The sequence below is a fragment of the Propionibacterium sp. genome (assembly GCF_047719395.1).
Lineage (GTDB): Bacteria > Actinomycetota > Actinomycetes > Propionibacteriales > Propionibacteriaceae > Propionibacterium.
This window is the reverse complement of sequence record NZ_JBDNTB010000001.1, coordinates 21693-35661: the sequence shown is the minus strand read 5'-3', so window position 1 is coordinate 35661 and position 13969 is coordinate 21693. Positions and strand designations below refer to the sequence as shown.

At 64.8% G+C, this 13969-nt stretch carries 9 protein-coding genes; 6 read left to right on the top strand and 3 right to left on the bottom strand.

The features are described 5' to 3' along the window. Window positions 1-264 precede the first annotated feature (264 nt). Window positions 265-945, top strand: coding sequence for a hypothetical protein (locus ABF648_RS00150; protein ID WP_415630266.1), 681 nt, complete (start codon window positions 265-267; stop codon window positions 943-945). Here ABF648_RS00150 and ABF648_RS00145 read toward each other — a convergent pair. The 3 genes from ABF648_RS00145 to ABF648_RS00135 form a co-directional block, all read right to left on the bottom strand. Then, window positions 871-2037, bottom strand: a complete 1167-nt coding sequence (locus ABF648_RS00145; protein ID WP_415630265.1) for a cutinase family protein — start codon at window positions 2035-2037, stop codon at window positions 871-873. The two genes, ABF648_RS00150 and ABF648_RS00145, sit on opposite strands and share 75 nt — an antisense overlap. Before the next feature lie 117 nt (window positions 2038-2154). Beyond that, window positions 2155-2619 carry a YbhB/YbcL family Raf kinase inhibitor-like protein gene (locus ABF648_RS00140; protein ID WP_415630264.1) on the bottom strand — a complete coding sequence of 155 codons (465 nt, stop codon included), beginning with the start codon at window positions 2617-2619 and terminating at the stop codon, window positions 2155-2157. Between the two features lie 97 nt (window positions 2620-2716). Beyond that, a complete protein-coding gene (locus ABF648_RS00135) occupies window positions 2717-5275 on the bottom strand; it encodes a DEAD/DEAH box helicase (protein ID WP_415630263.1) in 2559 nt (852 codons plus the stop codon). 65 nt (window positions 5276-5340) lie between these two features. Between ABF648_RS00135 and ABF648_RS00130 the strand changes: the two genes are divergently transcribed. From ABF648_RS00130 to ABF648_RS00110, 5 genes are all read left to right on the top strand, one after another. Then, on the top strand, window positions 5341-6090 hold the full coding sequence (locus ABF648_RS00130; RefSeq protein WP_415630262.1) for a hypothetical protein: 750 nt from the start codon (window positions 5341-5343) through the stop codon (window positions 6088-6090). A gap of 212 nt (window positions 6091-6302) precedes the next feature. Next, a complete protein-coding gene (locus ABF648_RS00125; RefSeq protein ID WP_415630261.1) occupies window positions 6303-7415 on the top strand; it encodes a C40 family peptidase in 1113 nt (370 codons plus the stop codon). A 217-nt stretch (window positions 7416-7632) separates the two neighbouring features. Beyond that, window positions 7633-9318, top strand: coding sequence for a glucose-6-phosphate isomerase (gene pgi / locus ABF648_RS00120; protein WP_415630260.1), 1686 nt, complete (start codon window positions 7633-7635; stop codon window positions 9316-9318). A 392-nt stretch (window positions 9319-9710) separates the two neighbouring features. Continuing rightward, window positions 9711-10853 carry a serine hydrolase domain-containing protein gene (locus tag ABF648_RS00115; RefSeq protein WP_415630259.1) on the top strand — a complete coding sequence of 381 codons (1143 nt, stop codon included), beginning with the start codon at window positions 9711-9713 and terminating at the stop codon, window positions 10851-10853. A gap of 303 nt (window positions 10854-11156) precedes the next feature. Further along, complete coding sequence (locus ABF648_RS00110) at window positions 11157-13937, top strand: FAD-binding and (Fe-S)-binding domain-containing protein (protein WP_415630258.1); 2781 nt, start codon at window positions 11157-11159, stop codon at window positions 13935-13937. The last annotated feature ends 32 nt before the right edge of the window (window positions 13938-13969 follow it).

Below are 13969 nucleotides of genomic sequence, written 5' to 3'. Positions count from 1 at the left end.
CTCGTGTCAACTCATGAACTGCATCGCAACAGCATATGTGCAACAGCACGGCTCGAAGAAGTGCCGGATTCGACAGTCCGCAGATCCGACGGCCATGTCGACGTTGCATGCGCCACGGCGTGGAACGGAAATGGACATACCCGAACAGTAGCGGGCGGCTTTCACCGGATATCAGTTTGTTTCGAGGCGAAATGATCTGTCCACCTGGCCTGCGTTCGTCAGGCGGAGTCGCCATCGCTGTCTGCTTGCGGCAGGCTGGGTAACGTGATGGAGGCGCTGCCGGTAGTAATCGGCCTGGGAATCGCAGGTTTCGACCCCTTGGGCGCCTTGACCCTCATCGCTGCGATGGCGATGCGGGCGAGTCATCGCGCTGTCGCGGCACTCCTGTCCTCTACGCTGGCGAGTACCCTCGCGCTGACCTTGGTGCTGTCCAGCACAGTGGGCAACTGGGTCATCGCACACCTCCACCACCTGCCCGATCCAGGACACCTCGTCTGGGGCGGTCTCGTCCTGGCCGGCGGAATAGCACTACTGGGCTGGGGAATCATCCGTCTCACCCGATCGCCGAAACCGGAAAAGCCCAGGAAGACCCGCGCGGCAGCCTCCGTGGGTGGGCTCATCGTTCTCGGTACAGGCATCGGGTTGTCGGCCCTGATCGACCCCGCCTTCTACGCCTTCGTCGTGCTGGCCGGCAGTCTTCATTCGTGGCCGGTCCGGGTACTGGCTTGCCTCATCTGGGTCGTCATGATCCAGAGTGCACTCATCGCGCTGGCCATCGCGGTCTTCACCGACAACTTCGACAGAGCCATCGAAGCTGTCTGGCGGGCTCGCGACAGATGGTCCGCCACCTTCTATGCGGTCGCATCGTGGCTACTGGTCGTCCTGGGCGGCTTGCTCGTCATCGAGGGCATCGCCGAACTCCACGGAAGCTGGCTGCTGCCCTAGCGTCGGCCCGGTCTGGTTGCGTGCCACCCTGCGACGCAGACCGAGGATCACCGCCCCGGCGACGATCACCACCGCGACCCCGATGCCCACCACAAGCAGTGGGAAATGTTTCGCGGCCACTGCGGTTGCGGGGTGCTGGACAGGCTGCGCGTCGATCTTCGCCTGTACGGCATCGAGAGTCTTGGCGAGATTGGCCGGCGTGTAGGACTCATGAGGGGCGCGCGTGCGATCTCGCTCCTGCTGCACTGTCGACGTGCTGGTCAGCAGTCGCGACAGGGCGCCGGAGGAGTCGCAGACCGAGTCATCGCTCATGCACACCGACCAGGTGTGCGGCGCGTCCTCGCCGGGAATCGTGGCTCCCACCGAACTCATCGCCGAATTGAGCGCGGAGGTGTCGACTGTGCCGGCATACATGCTGAACAAGGTGGTCAGCAGCTTCTGCACCTGAGCCTGACGATCCGACGCCGGCGCCGAGCCGGCCTGGGAACGCAAGAAGTACAGCGCCGAGGTGAGTCCATAGGCGCGATTGCTGGCCGAACCGTCCAGCTCATTGACGTTCTGGCCCTCGTAGTGCAGCGGATTGCCCAGTAGCACCACGCCGAGCGTGCTGCCGTCGAGTTTTCCCGACGCTACTGCCCTGGTGACCACCTCGGCGCCCTGGCTGAACCCTGCCACCAGCAGTTTCTGGTTCGGACAGCGTGCCGATTCGCTGGACGCCAACCGCTCAAGCTCGCTGACTCCGGCATCCACCGAACCGAAATAGGGGGACGCCGATGCTGAACCGTTCGGCAGCACCATGTCTTCGATGGAATCGAGGTTGAGCTGGTCCAGTGCCGCCGCAGGGTAGTCCAGGTACACTTGGTGCACGCTGAGATCGGGGCGGTTCTTCTGGGTCTGGGAGGCCAATTGCTGCTGAAAAGCGCTGATCGTGGTGCCATAGGGCGTCTGTTCACCCGAGCCGCGGACCCCGACGAACAGCAGCTGGGCGCAGTCCAGGGTGCTGGCCCTGGACGAGGCGACCGGTGTGGCCGACCATCCGGTGTCCGCCTCTGCGCGCAGGGGCGTGGCTGCAGTGGCGATGAGTATCATCATCGCCACGAAGCAGACAAGCCGGCTCCACCAGCACCTCACGGCGTTCAGGGTAGTGTCCGCCCACACCGGCACAACCCGATGTCACACTCCGCACAATGCCGGTGCCGACTAAGCCGACTAAAGGGTCGAGGTGAACACCGGGATCAGCTTGACCGCCTCGATGAGGTGTGCGCCGAGCTCCTTCTCCACATCGGCCGGCTTCGCATCGTCGGGCACGTCGAGGGTTGCCACATCCAAGGCCCAGATGATGAAGATGTATCGGTGTGTCTCGTCGTGCGGCGGGCAGGGGCCGCCATATCCCTTGTATCCGTAGTCGTTGTCGAGCTCGCGACAACCCTCGGGGAGGCTGCCACCGTGGGGCACCTCTGTGGTCTCCGGTGGGATGTCCAGCGCCAGCCAATGCCAGTAGCCGCCCTCCCTCGGTGCATCCGGGTCCCAGACGGTCAGTGCCAGACTCTTCGCGTTGCGGGGCACACCGCTCCAGGACAGCTGGGGGAGGACATTCTTCCCACCGGCCTTGGGCTCGGCGCACTCGAGGGGGATCTGCTCGCCCTCGGCCAAGTCGTCACTGTGAAGTTGCATAGGTGCCCTCCCGTGGCCAGCTCATGAATGCTCTCATTGCGAGAGCGTCCTTGTGGTGCACTGTCTTGCGGTGCTCTGCCGGCGAGCCTAGTGCGCCTCACGAATTTGCGGATCCTGGCCCATCGATACGCCCGAAACTGATGACATGCACCACCAGGTCGTCGGCCGCATCGCACTCGTCGAGGTCGACGCTGGCCAGGATCGCCCAGTCGTGGTCGCCTTCGGGATCATCGATGGTCTGGCGCACCTGCCATACCCTGGATGAACTATCGATGTCGAGGTATTTCGGCCCCCGGGCATCGGCGCCGGTGCCGATGTCGTCGTGGTCATCCCAGTAGTCGCCCAGCGCCCTGTCCCAGTCCTTGTACAAGAAGCGGGCCTGCGGGTCGTTCGCGTTGAGTGCTGCCAGCCCAGTCGGATCGTCGTCAGCGGCGAGCTGCACCCTCCGGAACAGCGCATTGCGCACCAGCACACGCAGCGCCGCCTTGTTGGACGACAGCTTCCGTGATGCCGAGGCTGCCTGTTCCCCCTGCTCGTCGGGCACGTCGTCGATCTTCTGATCCAGCCGGTTCCACTCGTCGATCAGCGAGGAGTCGGTCATCCGCACCATGACGCCCAGCCAGCTGAGCAGTTCGTCGAAGTCCGGGGTGTGGGCCGCAACCGGAACGGTCTGGCGCAGCGCCCGATAGGCATCGGAGAGATAGCGCAGCACGGTGCCCTCGGCGCGTTGCACCTTGTGGAATGCGCAGTACTCACCGAAGGTCATGGCGCGCTCGTACATCTCGCGGACCACGCTCTTGGGGTGCAGCGGATATTCCGCCAGCCACGGTCTGGAGGCGGTGAAGCTGGTGTAGGCGGCTTCGAGTTCTTCGGCCAGCGGCTCGGGGTGGCCCACCTCTTCCAGCGCCGCCATCCGATCCTCGTAGTCCATGCCTTCGGCCTTCATCTCGGCGACTGCCTCGCCGCGCGCCTCGAACTCCTGGGCGCGCAGGATCGGCCAGGGGTCCTCCAAGGTGGCCTCGATCACACTCACCACGTCCAGCGCGAAATCCTCCGACTCCGGATCGAGCAGCTCCAGTGCGGCCATCGCGAAAGCGCTGAGCGGCTGGTTCAGGGCGAAGTCGTCCTGCAAGTCCGCATTGAGGTCGTAGCGGCGTCCGCCCGGCGTTGGCTGCTCACGCCGCACGACGACGCCGGATTCCAGCATCGAGCGCCCGAGCTGGATGGCCCGGCGCAGCAGCCGGCGGCGCACCGCACGATCCTGCACGGCGGCGTCGACGATGTGCACCAGCGCCGCCGCGGTGTCCTCATCGCGTGCCAGCAGATTGAGCAGCATGGAATGGGTCACCCGCATCCTGGCGTGCAGGGTCTCCGGGGTGGAGCCGATGAGCTTGGTGAAGGAGGCCTCGGTGTAGTTGACGAAGCCTTCCGGCGGTTTCTTGTGCCGCACGCTCTTGCGTTTGCGCTCGTCGTTGGCGAATTTTCTGGCGATCCGGGCGTTCTCCACCTGGTACTCGGGGGCCTGGGCCACCACATAGCCGATGGTGTCGAAACCTGCCCGGCCTGCCCGTCCGGCGATCTGGTGGAATTCGCGGGAGCGCAGCAGCCGATCACGCCGCCCGTCGAATTTGCTCAAGGTGGTGAACAACACGGTGTGGATGGGCACATTGATGCCCACTCCCAAGGTGTCGGTGCCGCAGATCACGGTGAGAAGGCCCTGCTGGGCCAGCTGCTCCACCAGCCGTCGGTACTTGGGCAGCATGCCGGCGTGATGCACCCCGATGCCGTGCCGGAGCATCTTCGAAAGGGTCTGCCCGAAGCCTGGGGAGAAGCGGAAGCTGCCGATGGCCTCGACGATCTGGTGGCGCCTTGCGGTGTCGATCAGGTGCGCACTCATCAGCGCCTGGGCCTGCTCGGTGGCGGCCTTCTGGCTGGGATGCACGATGTACACCGGTGATTGTCCCGTCGAGACGAGTTCCTCGATGGTTTCGTGCAGCGGGGTGAGCGACCAGTGGTACGTCAGCGGCACCGGGCGTTCGGCATTGGAGATGACGGAGGTGTCCCGTCCGGTCCATTCGCTGAGCTCATGGGCGAGCCGGGTGACATCGCCCAGCGTGGCGCTCATCACGACGAACTGACAGCCGGGCAACTCCGACAGTCCGACCTGCCAGGCCCAGCCACGATCGGGATCGGCGATGAAGTGGAACTCGTCCATGATCACCAGATCGACGTCGGCCTGCCGTCCCTCGCGCAGCGCGATATTGGCCAGGATCTCGGCGGTGCAGCAGATGATGGGTGCATCGGGGTTCACCGAGGCGTCGCCGGTGACCATGCCCACCACATCGGCCCCGAAGATCTCGCAGAGCGCGAAGAACTTCTCATTGACCAGCGCCTTGATCGGCGCGGTGTAGTAGCTGCGGCCATGTTGGGCGAGCGCCACGAAGTGTGACGCGGTGGCGATCAGTGATTTCCCGGAACCCGTCGGAGTCGTGACGATCGCATTCGCGCCGGACAGCACATCGATCAATGCTTCGGACTGGTGCGGATACATGTCCAGGCCCTGCGACGTCACCCACTCGTCGAAGGTCGCGTACAGGACATCGGGGTCGCGGGCATCCGCACCTGTGGGCAGCAATTCGGTGAGGGTCTGATTCATGTCGCGTCCATTTTCGCAGAGACCGCCAGATTCTTGCGTTCCCCCGGTCGGGCATGATGAGAGTCGTGGAAGATTTGCCGCAGGGGCAGGAAGCAAGCACCAGCACAGCCGGAGCCGGTTCTCCAGGGCCCGTTGTGCAGGGCGAAGGTGATGCGCCGGCGCCACAATTGCCATCAGGCCTCGCAGCAGGCGCTTCAGCCACCCTGCCCGAGGCCTTCACCACCACACGCGCCGTGGTGCTGGTTCCCGGCAAGAGCCTTGACCAGGTGATGTCAGTCGTCGAGGTGCTGGTGCAGGAGGGCCTGGATCTCATCTCGATCAGCTGCGCGGGCGAGGCTGATCTGGCAACACTGCTGTCCATCTATTCCTTCCGGGCCACCATCGGTGCGCACGATGTCCGCTCTGTTTCTCAGGCGCACTCACTCGTGCAGGCCGGGGCCGCCTTCGCCATCTGCACCAGCCCGGAACCCGCGGCGCTCAAGATCCTCTGCGATGCCGGGGTGCCGGTGCTGATGGATGCCCTGACACCCTCCGAAGTGATTGCTGCCTGGCAGCCCGGCGTGGCTGCCGTTCATGTGCGGCCGGCGCATCTGCTCGGCAGGGACTATGCGGGAGTGCTGACCGAGCTGGCGCCCCAGACGACCCTCGTCCCCACGGCCGACACCAACGCCATGGCCGAGGAGTGGCTCAGCCAGGGCGCGACCGCTGTCAGCCTGTCATCGAGCGTGCTGTCCAAGGTGTTCATCAGCGACGACCTGTCCTCTTTGCGGCAGCGTGCTGCGGACACCGTGGTGATGCTGAAGAGGCATCGCTGAGTCACTTCGCACCAGGCACCAGGATCCCGGCACGATGGATTCGCTGTTTTCCGGTGGTGAGGGAAAAATTCCCTCGGATTCCCAAACTTGAACTTCTCTCAGGAAATCTTTAAGATCGATTCTGCCGATCAAGTGGTCGATTCGTCAGCTGAGGAAAGAAGTTTCAAGTGCCCGCAAAGAGAGCACTCCTAGAGGAGTCCCTGGATTCTGTTGTGGAAGCCGCCACCCCTCGTCGCGCCCTGATGGCGAGCCTGAGCGAATCCGCTGTCCTGAACCTTGACCATGGCGCTCCACGCCGGGTGCTGGACGATGCCCAGCCTGGCGCCGCTTTCCGCAGCCGTGCCCCGCATGTCAAGTCCCGGCGCAATCGATTCGTCTTCCCTGCCGCCGCCGTGCTGATCTCTTCCGCCATCGGCCTGGGTGCAACGTTGGCGCCGCAGGCTTCGGCTTCTCCGGATCGTCCCGCCAACACCTCCTCAGTGGCTGCGGTGAGCCCAGCCAGCACCGCCGGCTCGGTCGCTGACGTGATGGACAGCTCGGTCGCCGATGTGAATCAGGCCACCAGCGCTCGATTGGCCGGTGAGTCCGCGCAATTGGCGCAGCAGGCCAGTCAGGACGACCAGCGCACCGCGTCGCTGGCCTCCGTCGGCAAGGCGGCAGTCGGTCAGGTCAACGCTGAGAAAGCAGCCAAGGCTGCCGCCGACCAGGCTGCTGCCGATGCCGCAGCCGCGGCCAAGTCCGCTGCTGACAAGGCGGCTGCTGACAAGGCGGCTGCTGACAAGGCTGCTGCTGATGCTGCGGCACAAGCCGCCACCCAGACTTCGAGCGCTGCCACCCAGACCTATCAGGCCCAGCGCGCCGCGACGTCCCAGACGGCGAGCCAGACCACCACGAGCAGCGCAAGCACTCCTGCCCGGGCGGCATCCACGGCATCCACGGCCAGTTCGTCGGCGTCCGCCAAGAGCGCCGGCACCTCCAGCAGCGCCGCGCAGACGGCCCTCAACTTCGCCCTGTCGCAGGTGGGCAAGGCCTATGCCACCGGTGGCACTGGCCCGAGCGCCTATGACTGCTCAGGTCTCATGTACACCGCCTACGCCAACGCGGGTATCTCGCTGCCGCGCACCAGCTATGCCCAGGCCAGTGCCGGCACTTCGGTGTCGCAGTCGAATCTGCAGCCGGGGGATCTCGTCTTCTTCTACGACAATGGGCATGTCGGCATGTACATCGGCAATGGCCAGGTCGTGCACGCCGCGGACTACGGCATCGGTGTCGTCGTGGGCGCAGTCAGCTCGATGTCCTTCTCCGGCGCCGTCCGCGTCGCCTGAGAAGTATGAGCCTTCCTGGGAGTTCTTCAGCCCGACTGGCCGGACAACTCCCACTGGCCTGTTTTTCCTTGTCAAGGTTCAGTCATGTGCATCATGAAGACTTCTTCAGGGCATCCTGTGGCCTGTTTGCTGCGCATGCCGAGCGCCGGTGGACGCGTAGCCGCTCTTGGGTAGGGCCAGGCGTTCGAGGTAGATGATTGGGCCATAGGCTGGGTCCATGAATTCTCCGGTTGATCCCAGAACCACACCTGCATGGGCCACACTCGGCGGGCTGCACGACTCCCTCGCCGTCGATTTCCGCTCCTGGTTCGACACCGATCCTGAGCGCGCCGAGCACTACACATTCCACGCCGCAGACCTGGTCGTGGACCTGTCGAAGAACTACCTGACCCCCGAGGTGCACGGGGCTCTCGTCGGTCTCGCCGAGCAGATCGACCTTGTGGGCCATCGCGACGCGATGTTCGCAGGCGAGAAGATCAACACCACTGAGAACCGCAGCGTGCTGCACACCGCCCTGCGCCTGCCCGAGGACGCCGAGCTCACCGTCGACGGCACCGATGTCGTCGCCGAGGTGCACGAGGTTCTCGACCGGGCCATCGCCTTCGCGGAGAAGGTGCGCTCCGGCGAGTGGACCGGCGTCACCGGCAAGCCGATCTCCACCGTGATCAACATCGGCATCGGCGGCTCCGATCTGGGCCCCGTCATGGTCTACGAGGCGCTCAAGCCCTTCAAGGCCGACAACATCGAGTGCCGCTTCATCTCCAACATCGATCCCACCGACATGTTCGAGAAGACCAACGGCGTCGATCCCGAAACCGTACTGTTCATCGTCGCCTCCAAGACCTTCACCACCTTGGAGACCATGACCAATGCCCGGATGGCCAAGAACTGGCTGATCAACTCCCTGGAGCATGCCGGGGCCATCGACGGCTCCGCAGCCGGCCGGGCCGATGCCATCTCCAAGCACTTCGTTGCCGTTTCCACCGCGCTGGACAAGGTCGCCGAGTTCGGCATCGACACCAACAATGCCTTCGGCTTCTGGGACTGGGTCGGCGGACGGTACTCGGTGGATTCCTCGGTCGGTCTGGCCGATCTCATCGCCGTCGGCGGGGAGAACTGGAAGGCATTCCTGGGCGGTTTCCACGCCATCGACGAGCACTTCCGCAACACCCCGATCGATCAGAATGTGCCGGCTCTGATGGGTCTGCTCAATGTCTTCTACGTCAATTTCTTCGGCTCGCAGAGCCATGCGGTGCTGCCCTACTCGCAGTACCTGCACCGCTTCCCGGCCTATCTGCAGCAGCTCACCATGGAGTCCAACGGCAAGTCGACGCGCTGGGACGCCACCCCGGTGCCGATCCAGACCGGCGAGATTTTCTGGGGCGAACCGGGCACCAACGGCCAGCACGCCTTCTACCAGCTGCTTCATCAGGGCACCCGGCTGGTCCCCGCGGACTTCATCGGCGTCGCCAACCCCGCACACGGTCTGCGCGAGGGCGGCAACGATGTGCATTCGCTGTTCCTGTCCAACTTCTTCGCCCAGACCAAGGCGCTGGCCTTCGGCAAAACCGCTGAGGAGGTGCGTGCTGAGGGAACCGCCGAAGAGATCGTGCCGGCCAGGGTGTTCAGCGGAAACCGTCCCACCACCTCGATCCTCGTGCCGGAGCTGTCTCCGCGGGTTCTCGGCGAGCTCATCGCGCTGTACGAGCACATCACCTTCACCGAAGGCACGGTCTGGGGGATCAACTCCTTCGACCAGTGGGGCGTGGAGCTGGGCAAGAAGCTGGCCCTGCAGATCACTCCGGCGCTCAACGGCGACGAGAAGGCGCTGGCCGAGCAGGACGCCTCGACCCGCTCCCTCATCGAGATCTACACCGAGATGCGCAGGGCCACCGGCGAGTGAGGTCTCCCGTCTGATGCGCTCGACCATCTGAGGTCACACACGGCGCTCACGGCCCGGCCCTCCGATTTCCGGGAGTGCCCGGGCCGTGAGCGCCGTGTGTGGCATGGGCGTGAAGGTGCCGGACGGCCAGCCGGGTTGAAGCAGCAGTCGTGAGTTCTCACATCTCCAATGCTGGGAGCATTCAGGATCTCGATGGGATCCCTCGCTGAGATGTGACCACAACGTCTTCCCACGCCACAACGTCTTCCCACGCCACAACGTCTTCCCGCAAGGCATCGACCCTGATTTGCCCCGGTTCCTGGGCGCGGTCCCTGGGTCGATCAGGTAAACGTCTGGTGAACCGCCATGGACCCCCTCATGAAACACTCATTTCAGTGCCACACTCGACTGAAATGGTGTATTTGAGGAATGTTGGGGAGGTGCGCATGGCCGAGGTCGAGTCGATTCTGCACAAAGGGGTCTGCGAGTCCCGCTTTCCCGGTGCGGTCGCCCAGTGGCGGCGGGGCAAGGAAGTCTGCCGAGCCAAGGCGGGGGCACTCGCCACCCACGGTGATGACGGCAATCCGTTGCCCGACGAGAAGCGCGAACCCACCGACTACGACGTCCTCTACGACCTCGCTTCGCTGACCAAGCTCTATTCGGCCATCACGCTGCTGTCGCTGGTCGACGACGGCGTGTTGAGCCTGTACGACCCGATCGCTCAATATCTGCCGAGCTTCCGTACCGATCCGGGACGGCGCCGGGTGAATCTGCTCCACCTGCTCACACACACCTCGGGTCTTCCGTCCACCTGGACTGGCTGGGCGCAGGATCCTGGTGCGCAGCGCAGCCGGATGGATGTGCTTGCCGAGATCTGTGCGTTGCCGCTGGAGCATGCCCCGGGGGAGCACCATGAGTACTCCTGTGTCGGCTACGTGGCTGCCATGGCAGCTGCTGAAGCGGCAACCGGCCTGGGCTGGGAGACCCTGGTCGAGGGAAAGGTCCTCCACCAGCTCGGCTTGCGAGACACCGGTTTCAACCCGAGGATGGGACGGTTCGCCCCTACCGAATACCAACCCGAACTGGGCCGTGGCATGGTGCGCGGCGTCGTGCACGACGAAATGGCCTGGGCGCTGGGCGGGGTGAGTGCCAATGCCGGCATCTTCGCGACGCTGTCGGATGTGTCGACCTTCGCGGCAGCCCTTTCCGGAGGCCTGATGTCGGTGCTTTCCCGGCAAAGCTTCGAACTGATGTGGAATGACCAGCTGCCCGTCGTGATGGGGGACAGAGCCGGGCAGGCCGCCGAAGAGCTGGGCTATCGCCAGGGTGCCTGCTTGCGTATCGGCGATCCGGCGGCCACGGGTCCCACGGGCGGATCCCTTCGTGGCATCACCGGTTTCACCGGCACATCGATGGTCGTCGACGGCGCTGGCGGCTATGCAGTACTGCTGAGCAACCGCGTCCATCCGACGCGCAATGGACCCGAGATCGCGCCGATCCGGGCAGCCTTCGCTGAGGCCGCGGCCCTGACGCCTGCTGCCCTCGGCGCTTCGTGAGCTCCGGGCCGCGTTGCAGCAGAGGTCCGGTGCCGCATCGATGACCTCGGAAGAGTCGGCGCCGACCTCCCGGATGCGGATGTCCTGCACGCCCAACTCCGTGCGGAGTGGCAGCTCCGGCAGCATCAATCGATGATCTGAGAAGGACGCTCTTCAAACGTAAAGCGTTGTGGGCCTAGAATTGGTCCGACCAATCATTCCGTCGCGGGCGCACCTACCGGGACCGGGATCATCTGGTCACAAGGGAATCATTGGCATATGGCGGGGCGTCATCGCGGATGCCTCACCCCATCAGGAGGCAGCATGACCACCATGATCAACGAGGGGATCGGGACACGGCGCCTGGTCGACAGGGTGTCGATGGCTCACGACGCGTCGCACTACCTGCTCATCCCCGAAGTAGTGATCACCGCAGAGAACACCCAGCAGGTCGCGCAGGTGATGGCCCGGGCGCACCGTGAGGGCAAGCATGTGACCTTCCGCTCCGGCGGCACCAGCCTGTCGGGCCAGTCGCTGAGTGACTCGATCCTGCTGGATGTGCGCAAGAACTTCCGGGGCGTCACCGTGCTGGACGGTGGCGAGCGGGTGCGCTGTCAGCCCGGCGCGACGATCCGCAATGTCAATGCACACCTGGCACGGTTCAACCGCAAGCTCGGCCCCGACCCGGCCAGCGAGATCGCCTGCACCGTGGGCGGTGTGGTCTCCGACAATTCGTCCGGCATGTCCTGCGGAACCCAGCTCAACACCTATCGCACGCTCGACTCGCTGGTCATGGTGCTGCCCAGCGGCACTGTGATCGACACCTCGAAATCCGACGCCGACGAGCAGCTGCACCGTGACGAGCCGGAGCTGTGGGAAGGCCTCGTCACGCTGCGCGACAGAGTGCGCAACAACCCCGAATCCGTCGCCAAGATCACCCAGCAGTACGCCATGAAGAATGTCATGGGCTACGGCGTGAACTCCTTCGTCGACCACGACGAGCCTGTGCACATCCTCGAACACCTCATGATCGGCGCAGAGGGCACCCTCGGCTTCGTCGCCGAGGCCACCTTCCGCACAGTGGAGATCCAGAAGCACGCTGCCACCGCACTGCTCATCGTCCCCGAGCTGGCGATCGCCACCGATTCGCTGCAGGACCTGGTGAAGAACGGTGCGGTCTGCCTGGAGCTCATGGACGCCGCCTCGTTGCGCGTCGTCCAGGAATACCCAGAGGCCACTCCAGAGCTGGCGAATCTGAAGGTCGAGCGGCACGCCGGGCTGCTCGTCGAGGCCACCGCCGACGACGAGGGCGAACTCAACGACCGGATGGATGCCCTCAACGGCGTGCTCGGCGCGCTGCCAATCCCCGATCCGCCGCGATTCACCAAGGATGTCCGCGAGCGCAACAATTTGTGGCAGCTGCGCAAGGGTTTGTACACCTCGGTGGCAGGCGCCAGGCCGGCCGGCACCACAAATCTGCTGGAGGACATCGCTGTGCCGGTGGGTTCGCTCACCGAGACCACCGCCGAGCTGCAGCAGTCCTTCGCCAGGAACGGCTACGACGAGGCTGTCATCTTCGGCCATGCCAAAGACGGCAACATCCACTTCATGGTCACCGCCGACTGGCGCGATCCGGCCGAGACCGATCGTTACGGCGTGTTCACCGAGGACATGGTCAACGTGGTGCTGTCCCACCAGGGCACCCTCAAGGCCGAGCACGGCACCGGGCGTGTGATGGCTCCCTTCGTCGAGCGTCAGTTCGGCCCCGAGCTGTATGACGTGATGAAGCAGGTCAAGGGCCTGTGCGATCCCGCTGCCGTCCTCAACCCGGGCACACTGCTCACCGACGATCCGCAAGAGCACATGAAGGATCTGAAGAAGATGCCTCCGGTGGACGATTTCGTCGACCGCTGCGTGGAATGCGGCTATTGCGAGCCCACCTGCCCCTCGGCCGATCTCACCACCACACCGCGCCGCCGGATCGCTCTGCTGCGCGCCCAGCAGGAGCTGCCGCCCGAGCAGGCCGCCGAGATCAAGAAGGCCTACGGCTACGAGGCCGTCGACACCTGCGCGGTCGATTCGCTGTGCTACATCGCCTGCCCGGTGCGCATCGACACCGGCGTGTTCATGAAGACCTTCCGCGCCGCGCGCCACGTCACGGCCACCAAGAAGGCCATGGTTGCTGCCGCCGATCACTGGGGGCCGGTGGTCACCGGGCTCCGCAGTGCTCTGAAGGTGGCTGACAAGGTACCTTCCCCGCTGCTGACCGGCATCACCACCGCCGGGCGCGCAGTGATTTCCAAGGACGTCCTCCCTCTGGTCGGCAACGACCTGCCCGATGGCGGGCCGAAGCGTCCGAAGGGTGTGCAAACCAGCAAGGACGACTTCGTCTTCTTCGCCAGTTGCATGGGCGAGCTGTTCGCTCCCACCGAGCACGGCCGTGACCACGGTGCGATGGCGGCCTTCGAGAAGCTCGTCGACGCAGCCGGTCAGCACGCCCGGGTACCCGATGACCTGGGCGGGCTGTGCTGCGGCACGCTGTGGATCTCCAAGGGCTTCGTGGACGGCGCCGACGCGATGGCCGAGAAGGTCTACGACTCGCTGTGGGCGGCCACCGAGCAGGGCCGGTTGCCGGTGGTCTGCGATGCGGCCTCGTGCACGCACGGCCTCGTGGGGCTGGCCGATCATCTGACCGGCGAGAAGGCCGAGAACTGGGCCAAGGTGACTGTGCAGGACACCACTACCTGGGTGGCCAACAACATTCTCGGCAAGGTGAAGTTCACCAGCACTGCTGGGTCGATCGTCATTCACCCGACCTGCTCGATGGTGCACCTGGGCTGCGTACAGGATGCAGTGGCCTGCGCCAAGGCGGTCAGTGATGATGTGGTGGTGCCGATCAACGCGGGCTGCTGCGCCTTCGCCGGCGACCGCGGCCTGCTGCACCCGGAACTCACCGCGACGGCGACAAAGCGGGAGACTGAAGAGGTGAACTCGCGTCACTTCGACGAGTACGTCTCGGCGAACCGTACCTGCGAGATGGGCATGTCCCGGGCTACCGGCCACGACTATCGGCACGTGCTGGAGGTGCTGGTCGAGCACCTGTAGTTCGGGAGGTGCTCACAGAGCACCTGTGGTTC